19 protein-coding genes, 2 tRNA genes and 1 pseudogene are annotated in these 23484 nt (G+C 57.6%); 18 read left to right on the forward strand and 4 right to left on the reverse strand.

The annotated features are described in order from the left end of the window. Nucleotides 1–15: 15 nt before the first annotated feature. From J3349_RS10815 to J3349_RS10830, 4 genes are all read right to left on the reverse strand, one after another. Nucleotides 16–1824, reverse strand: a complete 1809-nt coding sequence (locus J3349_RS10815; protein ID WP_207677420.1) for a VirD4-like conjugal transfer protein, CD1115 family — start codon at nt 1822–1824, stop codon at nt 16–18. After that, the gene (locus J3349_RS10820) at nt 1821–2291 is read right to left on the reverse strand and encodes a PcfB family protein (protein ID WP_005928054.1); all 471 of its coding nucleotides are present in this window, start codon (nt 2289–2291) and stop codon (nt 1821–1823) included. The genes J3349_RS10815 and J3349_RS10820 overlap by 4 nt, the downstream gene beginning before the upstream one ends. Before the next feature lie 100 nt (nt 2292–2391). Continuing rightward, nucleotides 2392–3306, reverse strand: coding sequence for a DUF6017 domain-containing protein (locus J3349_RS10825; protein ID WP_005928058.1), 915 nt, complete (start codon nt 3304–3306; stop codon nt 2392–2394). 853 nt (nt 3307–4159) lie between these two features. Next, nucleotides 4160–4239, reverse strand: a tRNA-Leu gene (locus tag J3349_RS10830). 106 nt (nt 4240–4345) lie between these two features. Between J3349_RS10830 and spoIVB the strand changes: the two genes are divergently transcribed. From spoIVB to J3349_RS10920, 18 genes and pseudogenes are all read left to right on the forward strand, one after another. Beyond that, nucleotides 4346–5581, forward strand: coding sequence for a SpoIVB peptidase (gene spoIVB / locus J3349_RS10835; RefSeq protein ID WP_207677421.1), 1236 nt, complete (start codon nt 4346–4348; stop codon nt 5579–5581). A gap of 116 nt (nt 5582–5697) precedes the next feature. Beyond that, entirely contained in the window at nt 5698–6456 is a 759-nt protein-coding gene (spo0A, locus tag J3349_RS10840; protein WP_158394418.1) for a sporulation transcription factor Spo0A, read from the forward strand. Nucleotides 6457–6744: 288 nt separating this feature from the next. Then, on the forward strand, nt 6745–7479 hold the full coding sequence (locus J3349_RS10845) for a LytTR family DNA-binding domain-containing protein (protein ID WP_207677422.1): 735 nt from the start codon (nt 6745–6747) through the stop codon (nt 7477–7479). Next, nucleotides 7479–8747, forward strand: coding sequence for a sensor histidine kinase (locus J3349_RS10850; protein WP_207677423.1), 1269 nt, complete (start codon nt 7479–7481; stop codon nt 8745–8747). Before J3349_RS10845 ends, J3349_RS10850 begins: the two co-directional genes overlap by 1 nt. A gap of 125 nt (nt 8748–8872) precedes the next feature. Beyond that, nucleotides 8873–9361: a hypothetical protein gene (locus J3349_RS10855; protein ID WP_207677424.1), complete on the forward strand. Its 489-nt coding sequence runs from the start codon at nt 8873–8875 to the stop codon at nt 9359–9361. 378 nt (nt 9362–9739) lie between these two features. Next, entirely contained in the window at nt 9740–9940 is a 201-nt protein-coding gene (rpmE, locus tag J3349_RS10860) for a 50S ribosomal protein L31 (protein WP_005926533.1), read from the forward strand. 204 nt (nt 9941–10144) lie between these two features. Next, nucleotides 10145–10765 (forward strand): annotated as a pseudogene (locus J3349_RS10865) (ABC transporter ATP-binding protein); the annotation flags it as partial. Between the two features lie 109 nt (nt 10766–10874). Continuing rightward, complete coding sequence (locus tag J3349_RS10870; RefSeq protein WP_207677425.1) at nt 10875–11747, forward strand: ABC transporter permease; 873 nt, start codon at nt 10875–10877, stop codon at nt 11745–11747. A 13-nt stretch (nt 11748–11760) separates the two neighbouring features. After that, nucleotides 11761–13206: a GldG family protein gene (locus tag J3349_RS10875; RefSeq protein ID WP_207677426.1), complete on the forward strand. Its 1446-nt coding sequence runs from the start codon at nt 11761–11763 to the stop codon at nt 13204–13206. Nucleotides 13207–13217: 11 nt separating this feature from the next. Next, complete coding sequence (locus J3349_RS10880) at nt 13218–14180, forward strand: DUF4340 domain-containing protein (protein WP_207677427.1); 963 nt, start codon at nt 13218–13220, stop codon at nt 14178–14180. Between the two features lie 480 nt (nt 14181–14660). Beyond that, a complete protein-coding gene (gene potA / locus J3349_RS10885) occupies nt 14661–15707 on the forward strand; it encodes a spermidine/putrescine ABC transporter ATP-binding protein (RefSeq protein ID WP_015564143.1) in 1047 nt (348 codons plus the stop codon). Between the two features lie 6 nt (nt 15708–15713). Continuing rightward, the gene (locus J3349_RS10890; protein ID WP_207677428.1) at nt 15714–16529 is read left to right on the forward strand and encodes an ABC transporter permease; all 816 of its coding nucleotides are present in this window, start codon (nt 15714–15716) and stop codon (nt 16527–16529) included. Then, entirely contained in the window at nt 16529–17377 is an 849-nt protein-coding gene (locus J3349_RS10895; RefSeq protein WP_015564141.1) for an ABC transporter permease, read from the forward strand. The genes J3349_RS10890 and J3349_RS10895 overlap by 1 nt, the downstream gene beginning before the upstream one ends. Then, on the forward strand, nt 17374–18606 hold the full coding sequence (locus J3349_RS10900) for a spermidine/putrescine ABC transporter substrate-binding protein (RefSeq protein ID WP_207677429.1): 1233 nt from the start codon (nt 17374–17376) through the stop codon (nt 18604–18606). The genes J3349_RS10895 and J3349_RS10900 overlap by 4 nt, the downstream gene beginning before the upstream one ends. A gap of 57 nt (nt 18607–18663) precedes the next feature. Next, complete coding sequence (locus J3349_RS10905; protein WP_207677430.1) at nt 18664–19416, forward strand: acyl-ACP thioesterase domain-containing protein; 753 nt, start codon at nt 18664–18666, stop codon at nt 19414–19416. A 468-nt stretch (nt 19417–19884) separates the two neighbouring features. Further along, nucleotides 19885–21399 carry an IMP dehydrogenase gene (locus J3349_RS10910; protein ID WP_158394426.1) on the forward strand — a complete coding sequence of 505 codons (1515 nt, stop codon included), beginning with the start codon at nt 19885–19887 and terminating at the stop codon, nt 21397–21399. A 305-nt stretch (nt 21400–21704) separates the two neighbouring features. Then, nucleotides 21705–23222, forward strand: coding sequence for a nicotinate phosphoribosyltransferase (locus tag J3349_RS10915; protein WP_207677431.1), 1518 nt, complete (start codon nt 21705–21707; stop codon nt 23220–23222). Nucleotides 23223–23297: 75 nt separating this feature from the next. Beyond that, a tRNA-Leu gene (locus tag J3349_RS10920) sits at nt 23298–23381 on the forward strand. Nucleotides 23382–23484 lie beyond the last annotated feature (103 nt).

Consider the following 23484-nt stretch of genomic DNA (forward strand, 5'->3'; position numbering starts at 1 on the left):
TCAAAAAATGCCGCCTCATTCGGCGGCTGCATCTTCATCCGACAGGTCAATTTCATACAGGTCAAACGGCTCGTCCTGTGCGACCACCTGCTGCCGTTTCCGGCGTAGAGTGGATAAGAACCTGTCCACATCAAAGGTATTCTTTTTGTCCGCATCTGCAAGGTACTTGTAGTGCGGGTGTTTGGTAGTGTCGAACTTCTCCGAGAAGAACGGCCTCACACCCCGCAGCTGCAAAATACACTTGCCGCCGTCCATGATTGCAATTTCGTCCTCTGACATCAACGCCTTTCCTAATTTTTGATAGTTCAGTCCGTGGGAGGTTTGAGAACCTCGGTTCTCGCTGGTGTTGAAACTGTCGATGGTCTCTTTCCCCAGCGCATCCGAGATCTCTTTGGCATTCTTGCCCCGCCCACTCAAAAAGAGAACAGAATCGCAGTTGTCCGAAATGATTTCGGCCGCATCTTTGTAGATGGCTTTCAGCTGCGACTGGCTCTGCAAAATGATGGATGCCGAGATTTCCCGGCTGCGGATGGTGGCGATCAGCTTGTCGAAGTTGGGAATCTGCCCAATGTTGGCGAACTCGTCCAGAATCAGCCGTACATGGACAGGCAGTCGGCCACCGTATTTATCATCCGCACGGTCACACAGCAGGTTGATAAGCTGGCTTTGAAGCATGGCAAGAATGAAGTTGAAGGTGGTGTCCGTGTCGCTCATAATCAGGAACAATACCGTCTTTTCATCCCCGATGGTGTCCAGTTCCATTTCATCGTCCTCCATCAGCTCCCGCACCTCCCGGATGTCAAATGGGGCTAAACGGGCACCACAGCTTATCAGGATGGAGGAACGGGTCTTGCCGGCCGACAGCAAAAACTTTTTGTACTGCCGGACGGCGAAGTGGTCCGGGTCTTTCTGTTCCAGCCGTTCAAACATGAGGTCCACCGGGCTTTGAAAGTCCGGGTCATCCTCGCGGGCTTCACTGGCGTTTATCATTTCCAGCAGGGTGGTGAAGTTCATTTCCTCTGCCGGGGCCTCGTACCAGATGTAGCCAATGAGTGCGGTGTAGAACAGCCGTTCCGACTTCACCCAAAAATCTTCTGCTGATTTTTCACCCTCGCCTTTGGTGTTAGCGATAAGGGTATTCACTAGCTTCAGCACGTCTTTTTCCGAGTGGATGTAGACAAAGGGGTTGTACTTCATGGACTTGGAAAAGTTTATCGTGTTCAGGATTTTCACCCGGTAGCCTGCCCGCTGGAACATTTGGCCCGTTTCCAGAACCAGTGTGCCTTTTGGGTCTGTGACCACGAATGAGGTGGGATAGTCGGAAGTGGGGAAACATTGCATGAGGTTGGGCTTCACATAGAAGCGGGTCTTGCCGCTGCCGGAGCCGCCGATCACAAGCACATTTTTATTCCGGGCTGTTTTGGGGTCTTTGGGCCGCCCAGTCATGGTCAGGCGTTCGGTCTGGGTCAGCAGGATGTTGTTTTCAAACTTGAGGTCGATGTACGGGGCAATGTCTTTAGCGGTGCCCCACCGGGCAGAACCGTATTCCTCGCCCTTGCGGTACTTCTTGGCGTTCTTGCCCTTGCTGTACACGATGAGCCGGACAGCCACCGCCCCGGCAACGCCCACGCACAGGTCAAACAGATGCAGGCTGGGCAGCGGGCTTGCAAAGGCGACAGAGATGCCGTTCGTCAGGTGGAGCAGCTTTGCCGAAGCATCCACGCCCGCCGCCAGACGGTACGCCTGCCCGCATTTGGCGAACAGGTACACGAACAGCAGATACGGTAGATTCAGCACCAGCAGCTTTTTCCATTCAGGCTTCATCGTTCCAGCCCCCTTTGCTTGATTTTTTCTTTGGCGCGTTTCGGCTGCTGGGCCGCTTTCTGCTTGGCTGCGGTCAGCACCTTGCGGATGGAGGGCCGCTGCTCCTTAGTGAGCGTTTTGGCCGTGAACTCCCGGAACGCCTGTTCCAGATTATCCGCATCCTTGGCCTTGAAGATCACGATGTAGTGGGGCGGCTGGGTGGTCTTGTCCTTGCGCAAGGTAAAGTCCACGCCGTACTTCTTGGCGCAGGGCTTGAACGCCCCGATGTTCGCCTCCGTGACTTCAATGTTGGTCAGGGCCGCACCATGGGCTTTCAGCTGTTTCAGGCTTTGCTTGCCGTGGTGCAGCTTTGGCCCCTTGGCCCGGTGCTGCAAATATTTTTTCAGGGCAGCTTGCAACGCTTGGGCGGTGAGCTTGCCCGTTTTCATGGACAGGGCAATAGTTTTCTGGGTGACTTCTTCCTGCATTCAGCATCCCTCCTTGGCAGGTAGTCGGAAAAACAGCAGCTAGGGTGGAACCACCAGCCGCCGCAGGTAAAGGGTTCTCATGGGTGGACGCTCCTTTCGGTCAGTTGTTGGGCGGGCGGCCCCAATCGGGCTGTGCCATGTCGTGCGCCACAAGGGACGCATAGTAGCTGTTGATGGTGCTGGGGGCGTTAAACAGCATGGCCCGCAGGTATTGCTTGATGTTTCGGACTTTGGTGGTGTTGTCCCGCAGGCAGTCCATGACGAACTCAATGTGATGGCTGTCCAGCTTCAAGAATTTCGCCTTGACCAGTTCTGCCGGGTAATCGTCCCCGGCCACCCGGATGGACTTGCGGGAAGTGCAGACCGTTTCCAGCAGGATGTCCACGATCTCGTCCAGCTGTTCCCGGTCTATCCGGGGATTCTGGGTGAGGGTGTCATACTCGATGTTCTCCAAAATCAGGCCCCGGTAGATTTGATAGGCCGTTTCCTTTCGGCTTCCCGTCCGTTCCGGCGGCGGTGCCTCTGCCTCGTCCTCGTCCAAAGGCAAGGGGTTTGGGGAATGGATAGGAATGGAATCGGTATTTAATCCCTCTTTCTTTTGTTTTTCTGTAATTAGTTTATCTTTATTTAATTGCATTGGATTTTCCAACGTAGGGTTTTCCTGCGTGGGATTCTCCAACGTTGGATTTTCCAATGTAGGTGAAACCGATGCAGGGACAGGCTGCGGCAGCTCGAAAATCACATAGTCTGCACCGCGCAGCCGCCCTTTCTCGTCCCGTTCTCTGGAACGCTGGATGTAGCCCGCCTGTTCCAGTTCCCGGATGGCCTGCCGTATCGCGTCAATGCTTTCCCGGTTGATACGGGCCAGCCCTTGCAGGGTGTAGTCCCAATCTTCCGGCAGGGAGAGCATTTGGGATAAAAGACCTTTGGCTTTCAGGGACAAGGCCCGGTTCCGCAGGTGGTGGTTTGACATGACCGTGTAGCCGCTGTTCTTTTCTACCCGAAATACTGCCATTTCACGGATGCCTCCTTTCGTTGTAAACAAAAAAAGCAGCGTTCATTTGCTCCCGGTGATGGGAGAAGTGAACGCTGCGCGTACTTGATAATTTTTAGGTTGTGTGGTATATAAAAGGCAACTATATTTCAAACACGGCTGCCCATCGGGGTGCAATACAAGCAAGTTGCTATCCGATGACCTTAAAAACGAATTGTACTACGATGGTTTTTGAAAAGTTCTGTATCACTACTCGCACCAGAAAATATCCACGGAATGTCGATGAAAAATCGATATTTCGTGGATTTTTTTGTTGTCTGTGCGTATCAGATACTGCCTGCTTTTGCCGGGTACTTTGTAGTCAGAATCGTAGTCAGAAAAAGTAGGTCATAGCAGGATTTTTCCGGGTTTTCCCCGGGACAAAAAGTAGTCAAAAATAATAAATCAGGCCGCTGTCTCTGTTTTACGGAGACGGCAGCCTGATTCATTAAGGGGATTATTTGTCCATATCATGGTACGAACTGTCGAGCGGCCGTGCTGTTCGACCCCTCTTCTCCGCAAGATAAAAAATGACCCCAAGCCTGAGCTTGGGGCCATCAGCGGCTGCGGTCCCCGTAGACATTCCTGACTCGTGGGACCCGCGCACTAAGCAACAGCGACGGGTTGCGTTAGCTGATTTTTCCGCAGCCCTTTGGCAGGGCTTTGAAAAATCAGAACGCGGCCCCAACAGCTCCTCCCTGTTTCAGCCGCTGGCTGCGGTCGTCGCCGTTGCACCGGGCTGATTGCTTGCCGCCTGCGGGCGGCCGTGCTGTTCGACCCCTCTTCTCTGCAAGATAAAAAATGACCCCAAGCCTGAGCTTGGGGCCATTTTTTATGCGGGAGAAGGGGGTCGAACCCTCACTCCGTTGGAACTGGTGCCTAAAACCAGCGCGTCTGCCATTCCGCCACTCCCGCACGGAAACTTTATTTATAGTAGCAAGATTCGCCGCAAAAGTCAACTGCCGAAGGATAATTCCCTCGTTGCCTCCGCATAATAACCCCAAAAACAGCGAGGGAGGCCATGGGCGTGAAGAGAATGCAGCGGGCAAAGCTTGCGGCGGCATATCTGCTGCTGGCTCTTGCGGCAGCTTTGGGCTGGCTGTACAGCTGTCTGCCGGACCGGGTCTATCTGGAGCCGGGACAAGCCTTATATCTCCCCCGCTTTGCATGGGTCGAGCCACAGCGTGGCCATGGGAGCCAGAATGTTGCCAGCACCCGGGCGGTGGGCAGCTACCAGACGACGCTGACGCTGGGCGGGTGGCTCCCCATCAAAACCATCCGGGCGGTGGTGACAGAGCGGCCCAGAGTGACCGTCTGCGGTACACCGTTCGGCGTCAAGATGTTCTCCGAAGGGGCGCTCATCGTGGGATTTTCGGAGATCGGGCAGGCTGGCGGCGGGACATCGAATCCCGCCAAGGAGGCCGGGCTTCACCTCGGTGACCGGGTCATCTGCATCGGGCAGACCCGCACCGAGAGCAATGAAGCCGTAAAGGAAGCCCTGGACGCTGCCGAGGGGCAGTCCGTGGAGGTCGTGTATATCCGCAGCGGCGAGCAGAAGCTGACTACCCTGACCCCAGTGTGGGACGGTGCCGCCGGGCAGTGGCGGGCCGGAATGTGGGTGCGGGACTCCTCTGCCGGTGTGGGTACACTGACCTTTGCTGACGAGGAGCTCGGCGTATTTGCGGGACTGGGCCACCCCATCAGCGACAGCGACACCGGCGAAAGCGTCGCCCTGCGCAGCGGCGAGATCGTTCCCTGCGAGATAACCGGCTGCAGTGCCGGAACGGCCGGAAGCCCCGGTGAGTTAAAGGGCCATTTCCTGAGCGCCCACGCCATCGGCACCATCCGCATCAACGGCGAGAACGGCGTCTACGGCACGACGCGCACCCACTTCTCGGGCCAGCTGCGGGAGATCGCGTTCGCGCAGGAAGTCGTCACCGGCCCCGCTGAGATATGGGCTACCATCGAGGGGGAAGCGCCCCGCGCTTACCGCATCCAGATCGAGCGGGTCAGCGACGCCGACCCTCGCCGGAATCTGGTCATCCGGGTGACCGACCCTTCGCTTCTGTCTGCGACCGGCGGCATCGTGCAGGGCATGAGCGGAAGCCCCATCCTCCAAAATGGGCGCCTCGTGGGTGCTGTGACCCATGTTCTGGTCAATGACCCCACCCGAGGCTACGGGATTTTCGCCCAGACGATGCTCGAACAGGCAAAAAACGCCGCTCAAAACGGTACCGAAGCGCAGACCGCAGAATGAACAAGAAGATTTTTGTGAAAATTCCAGAAAATGTAAAAAATTCCTGTTGCAATCCATGGTAAAATATGGTAAAATCTAGACTGTAAAGGGAACTGCACACATTGGAGGATAGTACGATGGATAAAGTAAGATTTTTGATGTCGGATACCAGTGCGGATGTTACGGCAGCCTGTCGAGAGGCACTGGAGCAAAAAGGCGTAGAAGTGACCGTCGTGGAAAAAGACGGCCTTCAGGTTTTGCAGAAGATGCTTGTGGTGCGGCCGCAGGTGGTTTTGCTGGATGCCTTCATGCCCGGGCTGGATGCTCTGGCCGTCAAGCAGAAATATGTCGCCGCCGGCGAAACGCACACCACGTTTTTCGTCACCGGCGCCTTCCAGAGCGAGGAAATGGTCCAGGAGCTGCTGGATGAGGGCTTCGCCTACTACTTTGTCAAACCATTCGACGAGAATGTCCTTGCCAGCCGGGTGCTCAAAGTCGCCCACGGCCACCAGAAGCGGCTTATCACGGCCAGCGTGGACAGCGACGAGCTGAAGGTCACGGACATTCTGCATCAGATCGGCGTCCCTGCCCACATCAAAGGCTACCAGTTCCTGCGGGATGCCATCCTGCTCACCATGAACGAGCCGGAGTACATCAATGCCGTCACCAAGCGCCTGTACCCGGAGATCGCCAAGAAAAACGGCACCACCGCCAGCCGTGTGGAGCGCGCCATCCGCCACGCCATCGAGGTGGCATGGGACCGTGGCGATGTGGACACCCTGAACAGCTACTTCGGCTACACCATCCACAATCTGCGCGGTAAACCGACCAACTCGGAGTTCATCGCGATGATTGCGGATAAGATGCGCCTGGATAAGCGGCAGCAGGCGGGTTGAAAAGAATATTTTCTGCGTCATTTTCCTGTGGTATTTTTCATTTGTTGCCGGGTGCGAAATTATAAATTACGGTTCCCTCATAATATGGTAATAACAGGTCTCCTGCATCGATTTCCCAATGCAGGAGACTCGTTTTATGTGCAAAAGTGATCGTTGACGAATCAGCATGGCCGCCTGCAGGCGGCAAGCAATCAGCCCGGTGGACTGCCATCACAACTTGACGAAAAAAGCAAGAATCTCTATACTATAGAAGAGAATAAACAAAGAAGGGAATGGATAAATCCCCTTATGCTGAAGATCGCATTTTGTGACGACGAGACCCAAGAGACCAGACGGCTGGAAGCTCTGCTGGAAGAATATGCTGCTGACCGCGGGCAGGACTTTGCCCATACGTCTTATCAAAGCCCGGTCGAGCTGATGGCGGAAGTGGAGAAGGGAACGCGCTTCGACATCATCCTGCTGGATGTCCTGATGCCGGGCGAAAACGGGATGGCTGCGGCCCGGGAGATACGGGAATATGACTCGAATGTGAAGATCATCTTCCTTACTTCAAGCACGGAGTTTGCGGTGGAATCCTACGCGGTGGATGCATGGTATTACCAGCTCAAGCCCATCCGGAGAGAGGACTTTTTCCGCCTGATGGACTCGGCCTGTGCGGCCTGCACCAGGGAGCGGAAGCACAGCCTCATCCTCCGGAGCAAGAGCGGCATCGTCCGCCTGGAGCTGGAAGAGCTGGTCTACTGCGAGGTGATGGGGCGGACGCTCACGTTTCACCTGAACAACGGCGTCGTGCTGGAAAGCATGGGCCGGCTGGACGACCTCTGTGACCAGCTCGTGGAATACCCGAATTTCCTCCGTCCCCACCGCTCCTTCCTTATCAATATGGAGTATATCGCCAACATCGCAGCACGCTCCATCACGATGCAGGACGGAGCCGTGGTGCCGCTGCCCCACGGGAAGTATTCGGAAACGAAAGAGCGCTATCTGAGCTATATTTTTGACCGAAAGCAGGTGGTCATGTAGTGAACGCTCTTACTGTACCAAACGGTGTTGCCGTGGCGCTCTTTGGCATCGCACTCTCGGCGGCGTTCTGTGACATCAGCTGGACGAAGAAAAACTGCATTATATTGGCGGTCGGCTCAGCAGCTATGCTCTTGATGCAGGCGCTTATTACTTATAAGGGTAGCTGGATGGCGATGCAGGAGGCGTATCCGCTTACCACCCATCTGCCGCTCGCCATCATCCTCAGCGTCCTCAGCGGAAAATGGCTCTGGCCCACCATCTCGGTGCTGGCGGCGTATCTGTGCTGTCAGCTCCGGCGCTGGGTGGCGCTGCTGGTCATTGCGATGGTGCCGGGCATCGACTGGCTGCAGCCCGCCGTCGAGATGGTGGTCACGCTGCCGTTGCTGGCGGTATTGCTGCGCTATGTTGCACCGGCGGCCCGCAGCTTTGCCCGGTATCCGCGCTCGATGCAGCTTCTGTTCGGCGTAGTGCCGCTGGCAGGCTACCTTTTCGATTATGTGACCCGCATCTACACCGACCTTCTCGCCCAGGGCAATCAGGCGGCGGTGGAATTCATGCCCTTCGTGTGCAGCGTGGCATATATCGTCTTTGTCCTCCGGGTCTCGGCAGAGGAGCGCACCCGCGGCCAGCTGGAACAGACCCGGAACAACCTCAAATTGCAGGTCGGCCAGGCGGTGCGGGAGATCGAGGCCCTGCGCACCTCGCAGCAGCAGACTCGCGCCTACCGCCACGACCTGCGCCACCATCTGCAATACATCTCCGCCTGCATCGAGAACGGCAGGGGAGAGCAGGCACAGGAGTACATCCAAAGCATCTGCTCCGAGATAGAGGCCAGCAAGGTGACGACCTACTGCGAGAACGAGGCTGCGAACCTCATCTTCTCGTCCTTTGCAGGCCGGGCGGAGAGCTGCGGTGTGCTGCTCAACATTCAGGCTCATATCCCGCAGCTTATCTCGGTGGCTGAGACAGACCTCTGCGTGCTGCTCTCCAATGCGCTGGAAAATGCGCTCCGGGCCTGCCGCAGGATGAAAGCAGAGAATGGCCCTGCATACATTGAAGTTACTGCCCGGGAAAAGAACGGGCATCTCTTTTTGCAGTTCGTCAATCCCTGTCCGGAGGGAATACAGTTTGAAAACGGCCTGCCGGTGACCCACGCTGAAGGACACGGCATTGGCGTGCGCAGCATCTGCGCTATCGTGGAAAAATATAAAGGGCTTTCGGATTTCTCGGTGCAGGACGGCAGATTCATCCTCCGCGTTTCCCTGTGAGCCGGGTCGATTGAGCGCAGTTTCGGGGCGAATCGTGTCAAACTGTCCGCCGCAGGGGCAGAAAAGAGTATACTGGAACCAGACAAAATGTGCTCTCCGAATATCGCACAAGGAGGAAAAGTTTTATGAAACGTATCACTTCTCTTGCACTCAGCGCGGCACTTCTGGCCTCGCTTTCGACACCGGTGCTGGCCGCGCCGGCCATCTCTGTGGATGCAGCCCCTACGGCAGCTGTACTGGAAGAGGAAAACTCTTTGTGGGAGCTTCCGCAGGCAGATACGCCGGACATGAGCAACACGGTCTGGTCGTTTGCCGGCGGCTACATCGACGGCAGCGAGATGACCCAGGCCGAGATGGACGAGTCTCTGGCGGCATACGGCGGCACGCTGCAGTTCACCTTTGACGCCGCAGGCGGCGCAAAGATGATCCAGGGCGGCGGCACGCTGAACGGCACTTACCAGTATCTCGACGACGGCAGCGTGGGCGTCATCTTCGACTACAACGGCGAGGAGCTGCGCTACGCCTGCATCTTTACCTGGACGGACGAGGGCGAGCTGCTCATGGTCGCCATCTCGGATGTGGAGGGTGCCGACGGCATTTACTTTGTCCAGTAAATTCGTTTCATCGTGTCTTTCGGATGCGATGCAGATAAGCCTTGTCTTGGAACTCTGGCTCTGACGGCTGCTTTTGCGGAAAGCAGCCGTCCTGCGGGAGCTGGAACGCCCATTCCCAGGTGAGGCTGGAGGAATCAGAAACGGCCCGGCAGAGTTTTCTGCCGGGCTTGTTCGTTTTTCCGGGGCGGAGAGAAGGACTTTCCAGAAAAAAGTGCAAAAAAGTCAAAATATCCTCTTGCAATTTTTTTGGAGAGTGATATAATATTAAGGCAATCGTTTCCAAGGCCGCTCGAGGGGGTAGCCGATATTGAAGGTTGTGATGGGCACATACATTAAATATGGCCCCAATAAGTCAGAACCAGAAATGAGGTGAAAAGAATGAAACAGGGTATCCATCCGAACTACGTTGACTGCACCATCACCTGCGCATGCGGCAACGTCATCAAGACTCGTTCCACCAAGCCCGAGATCCACGTCGAAGTTTGCTCCAAGTGCCATCCTTTCTACACTGGTAAGCAGAAGCTGGTCGACACCGGCGGACGTGTTGAGCGCTTCAACAAGCGTTTCGGCCGTAAGTAATTGCAACAATTACAAGGCTTCCAAGAGCGTCGTTCCCTTTGCGGGGAGCGGCGCTCTTTTTGCGTCCAGCCGCGAAAACTGCCGCACCAGCGCAAAAGAAACAATATTTGGAAACGCACACAGGTTTATCTTATTTCTGACACATTTTCGGGCTAAAATGATGCAGATATTCCCGGGGACACCCGCAGAGAAGGAGCGTTTTTTGTGATAGAAGTATCCCACCTCACCAAGAAATACGGCAGCCGCCTTGCAGTGGACGACATCTCTTTCACGGTGGAGGACGGCGTCATTTACGGCCTGCTGGGGCCGAACGGTGCCGGCAAGTCCACCATCATGAACATCCTCACCGGCTACCTCGCCGCCACGGAGGGACAGGTGACGGTGGCGGGCCATCCGCTGCCCGAGGAAGCCGACGCCGCCAAGGCCTGCGTGGGCTATCTGCCGGAACAGCCGCCCCTTTACCCGGAGATGACGGTGGCCGAATATCTCGACTTTGCCGCCGAACTGAAAGGCGTCAAGAAAGCAGACCGCCCGGCGCAGGTGCAGTCTGCCGCCCGCCGTACCGGTCTGGAAGACGTTCTGCCCCGGCTCATCCGCAGCCTCTCGAAGGGCTACCGCCAGCGGGTGGGCGTGGCGCAGGCGCTGCTGGGCAGTCCGCAGCTCATCATTCTGGACGAACCCACCGTGGGTCTCGACCCGGCGCAGGTCATCGAGCTGCGCCGCCTCATCCGGGAGCTGGGCCGCACCCACACGGTCATCCTGTCCAGCCACATCCTCAGTGAAGTGAAGGCCGTCTGTGATAAGGCGCTCATCCTGTCGCAGGGGCATCTGGCCGCTGTCGTGGACCTTGCCGCCGAAGAGCGCGATTTGGAAGAACTCTTCCTTGAGCTGACGGCTCCGGAAGAGACTTCGGATAAAAAGGAGGACTGATTCGATGCTTGCCATCTACAAGCGGGAGCTGCGCAGCTTTTTTCACGGCATGATGGGCTATGTGCTCACGGCCTTTCTGCTGGCGGCTTCCGGCATCTATTTTCTGGCCCTGAACCTCGGTTACGGCCTGACGGATTTTGGCTACTATACGCTCTATCGCACGATCTTCGTGCTGCTGCTCTATTTCCCGGTGCTGGCCATGCGCTCGCTGGCCGAAGAGCGCCGCGCCCGCACCGACCAGCTCCTTCTCACCAGCCCGGTGTCCGTGTGGGGCATCGTGGTGGGCAAGTATCTGGCACTCTGCACCGTGTTCGCGCTGCCCTGTCTGGCCGACGGCATCATGATCGTCGTGCTCTGGCTGCTGGGCGGCACGGCCTCGGCCTGCGGGGCAAATTTCGCCGCGCTGCTGTGCTATTTCCTGCTGGGCTGTGCGGCCATTGCCGTCTGCGAGTTCTGCTCCGGCCTCACGGAGAACCAGATCATCGCAGCAGTCATGGGCTTTTCGGCTCTGCTGCTGACCTATATGATGCCCAGCCTCCGCAGTATGTTCAACGCCGGGAGTGCCGTGGCACTGGTGGTCTTTACGGCTCTGTCGGCGGGAGCCTCCCTTGCGGTGGGCCTGCGCACCCGGAGCTTCACGCTGGGCTGCTTCTGCTTTGCGGCCCTCTGTGCCGGGCTGAGCGCCCTGTTCCTGCTGCGCAGCGCATGGCTCACCGAAGCGTTCAGTGCTGTCTTGAGCGCCCTCTGCCTGTTTGCGCCCTTTGAGGAGTTCGTCAACAACAGCTTTTCCATCCAGACGCTGGTTTATTATCTGACGGTGCCGGTGCTCTTCCTCTTCTTTACGGCGCAGAGCATCGAGAAGCGCCGTTGGAACTGAGAGGGGGCAGACTATGAAGAAGTTTGAGAAAAAGAGCGCAGGTCCGCTGGAACGGCTGCGGCTGCGCAGCGGCATCTATGCCTCGGCGGTCACGGTGCTGGTGGTCGTGCTGGCCGTCCTGCTCAACCTCATCGTCCGGGCTATCCCGACGAAGTACACCGAGTTCGACCTCTCGGAAGCCGGGCTCTACACCCTCAGCGACAGCTCCAAGGACATCGTCCACGCCCTGACGCAGGATGTCACCATCTACTATCTGGCCGAGACGGGCAGCGAGGACGCCATCATCACAAAGCTGCTGGACCGCTACGCCTCCGAGAGCAGCCACATCAAGTGGGAGACGAAAGACCCCGCCGTCTACCCGACCTTCGCCGCCCAGTACGGCGTGCAGTCGGCTGAGAACGGCAGTCTCATCCTCGTCTCGGGGGAGAAGAGCGCCGTGCTGGCGGCGTCCGACCTCTACGATTATGACTACTCCGACTACTACACCACCGGCAGCTACAGTGTGACCTTTGGCGGCGAAAATAAGCTCACCGCTGCCATCTACCGCATCACCAGTGGCGAAGAGCTCCACGCCTACTACACGACGAACCACGGCGAACAGCGCCTCACCGACACCCTGACCGATGCGCTGGAAGGCCAGAACCTCTCCGTCAGCCCCCTCGACCTGCTGACGGACACCATCCCGGATGACTGCGACCTGCTCATCATCAATGACCCGCAGCAGGACTTTGCATCGGTGGGCGGCCTCGTGGATGAGATGTCGGCCCTGCGCGCCTACCTGAAAAACGGCGGACATCTGATGCTCACCACCGACAGCTATTACTCCACCCCAAATCTTGATGCCCTGATGGCCGAGTTTGGCCTGACCCGGACGCCCGGACTCGTAGTGGAAGGGGACAGCGGCCATTACCTGAACGGTTACCCCTACTATCTGCTGCCGGATTACGCCACCGACACTGAGAGCGGTACACTGGACGGCATCGACACCAGCCGCCGCGTCCTGCTGCAGATGGCGCAGGGCATCACCATCACCGAGACGGAGGGCATCACTTCGGAAGCCCTGCTGGTCAGCACCGAGAGCTCCTACAGCAAGGCGGCGGGCTATGAGATGACCACCGCCGAGCAGGAAGACGGCGACCCCGACGGCCCCTTTGCGCTGGCAGCCTATGCTTCTAATAACAGCACCGGCGCAGAGGTCATCTGGGTCAACTGCGGCAACATGGACAACGAGGCCGTCTACCAGACTGTTCCCGGCAACGTGACCTTCCTGCAGGGCTGCGCTGCCTCTCTGGCCGGGCAGGAGGGGACCACCCTCGTGGAGTCCAAGGCACTGGAAGCTGCGCCCATCACCATCTCGGGCCACACCGCCGCTGTGCTGGGTCTGTTGTTCGTCCTCATCCTCCCGGCGGCTGTGCTGGCCGTGGGCGCAGTGGTGGTGCTGCTGCGCCGCCGCAAGTAAGGAGGCACGCCATGAAAGCAAAACAGCATACCCTCATCGTTTTGCTGGTATTCGTCCTCGCCGCCGGGGCGGCGCTGGCCCTGCTGACCCACGCGAACCAGAAGGCCGAACAGGCCGCCAGCGAGGCCGAGGACGGCAGCATCCCGCTGCTGGATGTGACCACCGCTACGCTGGAAAGCGTCTCCATCCAGTATGGCGGCGATACGCTGACGCTCCGGCCCTCTGATGACGGCTGGACGCTGACCGAGGACCCGGCTTACCATCTGGATGATTCGGCCTGCAACACCATCCGGACCGCGCTGGCAGGCATGAAGGCCAGGCGCCAGCTCGAGGCGCAGCCCGGCGAGGACTACGGTTTCGACGCGCCCCGGCTTGTCGTAAATGTTTCGGCGGCGGGGGAGAGCACCACCCTTACCGTGGGAGCAGAGAACCCCGTCACCGGGGATGTGTACGTCCGGCGGGAGGGCGGCGATGCTGTCTATACCGTGGACGCGGCCAGGTTCCGCTGCATGGAGCAGACAAAGGCGGAGCTATTTGGGGCGTTCAGCCCGGCGGGTATCACAGTCTCGGACATCGAGGCTGTGAGCTACACCCTCCAAAGCGGCGAGACGATCAAGCTGCAATCCGTATCTCGGCCCACGGAGGCCGACAGCACCACCTACCAGACCGTCTGGCAGCTCACAGATGAGCCGGATGCTGCGTTGGACACCGACAAGACGGACGCTCTGCTGGCCGCACTGGCCAGCTATGTCACCGGGCAAAACACTGCCGCCGACCTTTCCGCCTGCGGCTTCGACGCCCCGCTGGTGACAGCAGAGGTGACGACAGCTGACGGCACTGTCACCCTGACGTATGCCATCGGCACCGACGGCTATTATATGATGGTGTCGGGCGACAGCTCTGTCTACACCGTGGACGGCCAGACCGTGCAGGCCCTCTGCCTGACGGCCCGGCAGCTGAAAGCCGACACCTGAGAATTTATCCCAAAAGCACCCGCAGTTCTGCACTGTAGGTGCTTTTATGCTGTATAAGGAAACGCTATATGAAAAATTGATGTAAAACCCGGGTGGGAAAAGCCCCCTCGGAGTCAAAGTTCCGGTAAACATCAGCAGAGTGATTGACATTTTGACAAAGATTGTTTAAGATAGACAAGACAGGGCAGAATAACTGCGCAATGTTACGGTCGTCATGGATGTTGTGCGGGGATGAGTCTGCTCCCACAGCCAGCACATATTGGATGGGCGAGGCGTTTTTGCGTCAGACAAGGAGGGCTTCCGCAGCAATCCTGACGGATTGCAAGGGAGAACGACGCGGTATGACACGAAAAAGGCCGTTCAGACGGTGTGGGATGGTTGCGGGAGCAGACTCAAAGTCACCCTAATGCGATAGAAGGATGGGGGAGTAAACCCCTGTCTTTTTTCGTATCTGAGTTACAAGGAGGATATAGGAAAGAAATGAACAACTCGGTGATCGTTTCGCTGCGAGACATCGTAGTGGAATTTGATGGTCAGCGCATCCTGGATGGGCTGAACCTCGACATCCATGACAAAGAGTTTGTGACGCTGCTGGGATCCTCCGGCTGCGGCAAAACCACCACCCTCCGCCTCATTGCGGGCTTTCTGGAACCGACGTCCGGCAAAGTGCTGCTGAAAGGAGAGGACATCACAGGCGTACCGCCCTACAAGCGTCCGGTGAACACCGTGTTCCAGAAATACGCGCTGTTCCCCCACCTGAACGTCTTTGAGAATGTGGCCTTCGGCCTCCGCCTCAAGAAGATGGACGAAGAGACCATCCGCCGCAAAGTGCGGGATATGCTGGAAGTCGTGGGCCTGAAGGGTTTCGAGCGCCGCAGCATCGGCCAGATGTCCGGCGGCCAGCAGCAGCGCGTGGCCATCGCCCGCAGCCTGGTCAATGAGCCGGAGATCCTGCTTCTCGACGAGCCTCTGGGCGCCCTGGACCTCAAGCTGCGCAAAGAGATGCAGCTGGAACTCAAGCGCCTGCAGCGCGAGATGAACATCACCTTCATCTACGTCACCCACGACCAGGAAGAGGCCCTGACCATGTCCGACACCGTCGTCGTCATGAACGGCGGCAAGGTGCAGCAGATCGGCACCCCCGAGGACATCTACAACGAGCCCAAGAACGCCTTTGTTGCTGACTTCATTGGCGACTCCAACATCGTGGACGGCGTGATGCACCGTGATTTCCTCGTCTCCTTCTCGGGCGTCGAGTTCCCCTGTGTGGACCGCGGCTTTGCCCGGGAGGAGAGCGTACAGGTGGTCGTCCGCCCCGAGGATATTGAAGTGGTCTCCCCGGTGGAAGGCCAGCTGGTGGGCGTCGTCAATGACGTCATCTTCAAGGGCGTCCACTTCGAGATGCATGTGGAGTGCGAGGGCCGCGAGTGGCTCATCCATTCCACCCGCGCCTGCACGCCCGGTGAGACCATCGGTATGCGCATCGGCCCCAACGAGATCCATATCATGTCGCGTTCGGAGGGGTGAGGCCGCATGAAGATTTACGATAAGAAACTGGCCTATCCGTACTTTGTATGGATGGTGCTGTTCACGGTGGTGCCGTTATTCATCGTGGTGTATTACGCCCTCACCGACTCCAACGGCAGCTTTACGCTGGACAATCTGGTGACTGTCAGCGGCTATGGCTCGGTGTTCGCCCGCAGCCTGCTGCTGGCTCTCATCTCCACCGTCATCTGCCTCATCATCGCGTTCCCGGTGGGCTATTTCCTCTCCCGGCTGCGCGTCAACAAGCAGCACATTATGCTGATGCTGGTGATGCTGCCCATGTGGATGAACTTCCTGCTCCGTACCTACGCATGGATGGGTCTGCTGAGCATCAACGGCCCTGTGAATGCCGTTCTGGGCGTCTTCGGCCTCGGACCCTACAACATGCTGAATACCTCCGGCGCTGTGGTGCTGGGCATGGTGTACAACTATGTGCCGTATATGATCCTGCCCCTCTACACCAGCATGACCAAAATCGACCAGAGCATCGTGGAGGCAGCGCAGGACCTGGGCGCTTCCACCACCAAGACTCTGTTCCGGGTGCTCATCCCCATGAGCATCCCCGGCATCAGCACCGGCATCACGATGGTGTTCGTCCCGGCGGTGTCCACCTTTGTCATCAGCCGTATGCTGGGCGGCGGTTCCAATCTGCTCATCGGCGATTTGATCGAGATGCAGTTCCTCGGCAACAGTTACAACCTCAATGTCGGCTCTGCCATGAGCCTCGTGCTGATGGTCATCGTGCTGCTCTGCATGAGCTTTACGTCCAGCTTCGACGAGGATGAGATGGAGGGTGTGTCCTGATGAAAACGAAACATCTGCGTCTGATGCAGCGCGCCTACGTCATCCTGTTCTTCTGCTTCATGTACCTGCCCATCGCGTACATGGTCGTGTTCAGCTTCAACCAGAGCAAGGGCTACGCCCTCTTTACCGGCTTTACCTTTAAGTGGTACACCAGCCTGCTCCACAACGAGTCCATCCTGCACGCGCTGTGGGTGTCGCTGTATCTGGCACTGTTCTCGGCGGTCATCGCCACCGTGCTGGGAACTGCGGCGTCTCTGGGCATCGCCTCCATGGGGCGCAAGAGCCGCCTGCTGGTGACGAATATCACCTATATCACCACGGTCAACCCCGAGATCATCACCGGTATCTCCCTGATGATGCTCTTTGTGGCATACCAGCGCTTTGCGTCTGAGCTGGACTTCCTGCCCGACAACATCATGGGCTTTCCCACGCTGCTCATCGCCCATATCGCGTTCAACGTGCCGTATGTCATCTTCAATGTTACACCCAAGCTCAAACAGCTGGACATCAAGCTGTTTGAGGCGGCGCTGGACCTCGGCTGTGACCCCCGGCAGGCATTTTTCAAGGTCATCCTGCCCGAGATCAGCCCGGCCATCCTGTCGGGCTTCCTTATCAGCCTGACCTACTCCATCGACGACTTCATGATCTCCTACTTCAACTGCGGTACGGTGGAGACACTGCCCATCGCCATCTACTCCATGACCCGCAAGAAGGTCAGCCCGGAGATCTACGCGCTGTCCACCATCATGTTCGTGGTCATTCTGAGCATCATCCTCATCTCCAACGCCATGGAGAGCCGCGGTTACCGCCGCGACCAGCGCGCACTGAGAGGGGGAGATGTCAAATGAAGCGTTTCGTCATTCTTCTGCTGACGGCTGTGCTGGCGCTGACCATGCCGCTGTCGGCTCTGGCCGCGGGACAGATCGAGGTCACGGAGGACATTTCTGTTTCAGATGACTACGACTGGACCCGCTTCAAGGGCCAGAATGTCACCCTGAACGTCTACAACTGGGGCGAGTATATCTCCAACGGTTCCGACGACAGCGTGGACGTGGTGGCGGCCTTTGAAAAGCTGACCGGCATCAAGGTCAACTATACCACCTTCGACTCCAACGAGTCCCTCTACGCCAAGCTGAAGTCCGGCGCGGCCAACTACGATGTCATAATTCCGTCGGACTACATGGTCGCCAAGATGATAAGCGAAGGGATGCTGATGCCGCTGGACTACAGCAACATCCCGAACTTCCAGAACATCGACGAGGAGTACCGCAACGGGGACTATGACCCCGAGAATGCCTACACCGTGCCTTACACCCTCTGCACCACTGGCATCATCTACAATACAAAGATGGTAGACGAGGCCCCCACCAGCTGGGCAGACCTGTGGGACGAGAAGTATGCAGGCAACATCCTGATGTTCAACAACAGCCGCGACGCCTACGCCATCGGTGCATTCAAGAGCGGCAGCAGCGTCAACCCCCAGACCACGGAGGATGTGGATGCTGTGGTGGACGAGCTGAAAGCCCAGAAGCCTCTGGTGCAGGCCTATGTCATGGACGAGATCTTCGATAAGATGATCGGCGGCGAGGCGGCCGTCGGCGTCTACTACTCCGGCGACGCCATCACCATGATCGACGACAACCCCGACCTGGCCTGGGTGTTCCCTGAGGAGGGAACGGTGCTGTCGGTGGACAGCATGGCCATCCCCGCCACCAGTGAGCACGAGGAAGCTGCAGAGATGTTCATCAACTTCATGTGTGCACCGGACGTCGGCAAGGCCAATATCGAGTATATCGGCTACACCACCCCCATGCACTGTGTATGGGAGATTCTGGATGAAGACCTCAAGTACAGCGAGATCGCGTACCCCTCCGAGGACATTGCGGCCAAAGAAGAGGTGTTCACTGCCCTGAGCGATGAGGTCAACAGCGAGCTGGACGTGAAGTGGAGCGAGATGAAGAGCTACGACGAGGGCGGCAGCGGGTATCTGTTCCTGATGCTGCTGGCGGCGATGCTGGCTCTGGCCTGCTTCAATATCTGGCGCAAAGTGCGCAGGAAAACGCGCAATATGTATTGAACCTGAGGGGGCTGTGCAGAGGTGTACAGCCCCTTTTTATAAGGAAAGGGAAAGAATATGAGCGAATACAGAAGCTATACGGAGCAGATGACCGTGCTGGACGGCGACAGCGACTTCCGCCGCTGCCTGAAGCCCAGCGCTCTGTTCCGGTATGTGGAGCAGGTGTCGGCAGACCATGCCCGGGCTTACGGCATGGACCACGCCTTTTTCAGGGAGCGCCACAGCGCATTCCTCGTGGGCAAGCAGGCCCTCAGGGTCTGGCGGATGCCCGGCCGTGCGGAGAAGATCAACCTGACCACGGCCTGCGAGGTGTTCAAGAAAGGCACGATGAAACGGCTGACTACCATCACCAGCGAAACAGGGGAGAAGCTGGCCCTCGTGGACTGCCGCTGGATGATCGTGGACACCGAGGCAGGGCGCATCCTGCGCACCCCCGGTTGGACGATGCCGGACTTCCAGAACGACGACCTGCCCGAAGAACTGCCCCAGATCGTCCACAAGAGCCAGCCGCTGACGGCGGCAGGGGAGCGCCGCGCCAGCTACTCCATGTGTGACCTCAACGGCCATATCAACAACTCCCTCTATCTGGACATCGCCTGCGACGCTCTGCCGCAGGAGGTCGTGGAGGCTGCGCCGCTGTCCTTCGCTTCCATCAAGTACCACCGTGAAGTGCCGATGGGCCAGACCGTGCAGGTGTTCTATGCCCCCTCAGGAAACGGCTGGTATGTGCTGGGCCGGAGGGAAGAGCACGCAGCCTTTGAGTGCTATCTGGAATTCGGAAGCTCTGTCACAGAATCTTTACAAAAATAATTACAAAGAAATTACAAAAAACTATTGCAAAAGTCCTTCAAAAGAGTTACAATATGGTTACAGAGAGGGCAAGACCCTTCTGGATCATGAAATCTTTTTCTTCTTGTTTTTTGGAATATCGGGTGTCCGCCATCCTCCTCCGGCTGTTCTCCTTCACAGCTGTCGGCCGACACCGCACAGGCGATATTCCGCTTCGTGTGCAAAAGAGCCCGTCTGGTTTCGGACGGGCTTTTTTGCGTCCAAAAATCCGGAGAAATCGACCCACAGCGAGGGAAAGTATGACCTTAGGTCAATTTGCCTGTTTTTCTGCAAAGGACATTTATAAAGTTTGGCGGGGCAGGGGTTTGTATTCCGCGTGGGTTTGTGGTAAAGTATATACAATCAATTCCTAAGTCGAAAACATGAAATTGTTTTGATGTTGTTTGATATGATCCGTTGCGGATGCGTTAAGAGAAAAGGAGTTTGAATATGGCTTATTTTTACGAAGAACCCTCCCGTACCTTTGGCGAGTACCTGCTGGTGCCGGGTTACTCTTCTGCTGAGAATGTCCCCACAGCTGTCAGCCTCAAGACCCCGCTGGTCAAGTACCGCAAGGGCGAGGAGAACTGCCCGCTGGAAATGAATATCCCCATGATCAGCGCCATCATGCAGTCTGTCTCCGGCGATAAGCTGGCCATCGCGCTGGCCCGTCAGGGCGGCGTCTCCTTCATCTACGGCTCCCAGAGCATCGAGAACGAGGCCGCTATGGTCCGCCGCGTCAAGAGCTTCAAGGCCGGTTACGTTGTTTCCGACTCCAACCTGGCCCCCACTGCCACCCTGCACGATGTGCTGGAGCTGAAAGCCCGCACCGGCCACTCCACCATCGCCATCACCGCCGACGGCACTCCTAACGGCAAGCTGCTGGGCATCGTGGCCTCCCGCGATTACCGCGTCAACCACACCCCCGATGACGCTCCTGTTACCACCTTCATGACCCCCATCGAGAAGTTGGTCACTGCCCCGGAGAACACCTCCCTGCATGACTGCAACAACATCATCTGGGACAACAAGATCAACACCCTGCCTCTGGTGGATGCCGAGGGCAACCTGAAGTATATCGTCTTCCGCAAGGACTACGATTCCCACAAGAAGAATGCCAACGAGCTGCTGGACAAGAACAAGAGCTACGTCGTCGGTGCCGGCATCAACACCCGCGACTACGCCCAGCGCGTGCCTGCTCTGGTGGAGGCCGGTGTGGATGTCCTCTGCATCGACTCCTCTGAGGGCTACTCCGAGTGGCAGAGCCGCACCATCGGCTGGATCCGTGAGCACTACGGCGACACCGTGAAGGTGGGCGCAGGTAATGTCGTGGATGCCGAGGGCTTCCGCTTCCTCGCAAAGGCTGGCGCTGACTTCGTGAAGATCGGCATCGGCGGCGGCTCTATCTGCATCACCCGCGAGACCAAGGGCATTGGCCGTGGTCAGGCTACTGCCGTCATCGAGGTCGCTAAGGCCCGTGACGAGTACTTCAAGGAGACCGGCATCTATGTGCCTATCTGCTCTGACGGCGGCATTGTTCACGATTATCACATCACCCTTGCACTGGCTATGGGCGCTGACTTCGTCATGCTGGGCCGCTACTTCGCCCGCTTCGACGAGAGCCCCACGAACAAGGTGCGTATCAATGGCCAGTATATGAAGGAGTATTGGGGCGAAGGCTCCAACCGCGCCCGCAACTGGCAGCGCTATGACCTCGGCGGCTCCACCAAGCTGAGCTTCGAGGAAGGTGTGGACAGCTATGTTCCTTACGCCGGTCCGCTGGCCGACGGCGTCCAGACCACCCTGTACAAGGTCAAGAGCACCATGTGCAACTGCGGCGCACTCTCCATCCCCGAACTGCAGCAGAAGGCCAAGCTGACTGTCGTTTCCTCCACCTCCATCGTTGAGGGCGGCAGCCACGACGTCGTGCTGAAGAATGCTACCCCCAGCATCATGAACGGCTGAATCTGAAATATCAAAACACCCGCAGCACGAAAAGGCGCTGCGGGTGTTTTTGCATATCCGGGCGGCATCGATGCCCGTGATTTATCCGAGGACAGAAGAGCACTGCCGGAGGTGCTGGTAAAGATTTCGTAAAAAACATTTTTTCTTTCTGTCGTCATTTTTTACCAAAACCTCTTGCGTCTGTCCGCCAAAGATGCTATAGTGGTACAAACATCCTGTCATGACAGGACAAAACGCGCGGCAGCGCAGAGTTTGTTTGGCTGCACCCGCCGCAGGGGTGCGCGGAAAAAGAGAGGAAACTTTTCATGAGCGAAATCAAAGTTGTGCCGTATATCCCGGATGAGGACTACGACAATCCGGCAATGGTCGTTGATTTTTACGAATTCACTATGGCCAACTGCCTGTTTCTGAACGGCTTTAGGGATACGACCCTTGTGTTTGATATGTTCTTCCGCAAGAACCCGGATAACCAGGGCTACTCCATCAGCGCCGGCCAGCGCAAGCTGACCCGTTTCCTGCTGAACTACCACTTCAATGAGCAGGATGTCCACTGGCTGCGCACCAAGGGCATGAGTGAGGAGTTCTGCGAGTATCTGCGCACGTACCGCTGGAAGGGCGATATGTACGCTCTGCCCGAAGGTACGGTCTGCTACCCCCATGTGCAGATGGTGCGCATCGAGTGCGACCTCGTGGGCGCTATCCTCATCGAGACCTACCTGCTCCAGACCATGAACTTCCACAGCCTCATCGCCACCAAGGCCACCCGCATCACCGGCCTCAACACTCACACCCCCCGCAGCGTCATGGAGTTCGGAACCCGCCGCGCACAGGGCGAGAGCGCAGGCAACGACGGCGCTTATGCTGCCGTTCTGGGCGGCTGCATCGGCACGGCCAACTGTCTGGCCGAGATGAAGTACGGCTCTGAGGTCAAGGCTGTGGGTACTGTGGCCCACAGCTTTATCGAGTTCTTCCCGACCGAGTTCGATGCCTTCAAGGCATTCGCCGATACCTACCCGGATTCCGTCAGCCTGCTGCTGGATACCTACAACATCATGGAGAGCGGTCTGCCCAACCTCATCAAGCTGGACGACTACCTCATTGAGAAATATCCTGATAACCCCAACCGCCGCGTCAAGAGCGCCCGCATCGACTCCGGTGACCTGGCCCGAGGCTCCAAGCGCCTGCGCAAGGCACTGGATGCAGCAGGGAAGTCCTACATCAAGCTGGTGGCCTCCAACGGTCTGGACGAGAAGAAGATCGCCAACATGGAGCTGTACGAGCACGCACACTTCGACTCCTACGGCGTGGGTGAGAACCTCATCACCTCGGCCTCGGACCCCGTGTTCGGCGGCGTGTACAAGCTGGTGGCGGTCAAGCGCCCCGACGGCAGCTATCAGCCCAAGATGAAGTGCTCCGACTCCGCCAGCAAGGCCATCATCCCCGGCAAGAAGATGCCGTGGCGTCTCTACGATGAAAACGGCCAGGCGCAGTGCGACCTCATCGCCATGGAAGGCGAGGTCATCGAGGCAGGCAAGCCGGTCACGATGGTCAATCTCGACTCTGATGCCATCGAGCGCACCGTCACCATCGTTCCCACCCGCGTCAAGCAGCTGCTGGTGCCGCATATCCTGAACGGTGAGCTGGCCATCGAGCTGCCCTCCATTGCGGAGAAAAAGGCCTATATCGCCAAGCAGCTCACCGAGGAGACCTGGGAGAGCGAGCTGCGCATCGAGATGCCTCACAAGCACTACGTCAATATGACCCCTGCTGTGGCTGAGTGCCGCTCCAAGATGTACGCAGAGCTGCACGGCGGCAAAGTGTAAACTTGACAAAACAGCATTTCTATTGTATTATATGAGCTGCTGCTTGCAGGATCGTGAGCAGCAGCTCATTCAGAAGCCACTGTGGTGAAATTGGCAGACACGAGGGACTTAAAATCCCTTTCTGGAGACAGAGTGCGGGTTCAAGCCCCGCCGGTGGCATGGAAAAGCCCCGGTAAGTGCAGAAATGCATTTACCGGGGCTTTTTTGTGTATTATAGCAATTCAACTTTTTAATGCAACAGCAACAGCGTTGAATTGCATAT

This window comes from Faecalibacterium sp. Marseille-P9590 (genome assembly GCF_017377665.1).
In the GTDB taxonomy this organism is placed as follows: Bacteria; Bacillota; Clostridia; order Oscillospirales; family Ruminococcaceae; genus Faecalibacterium.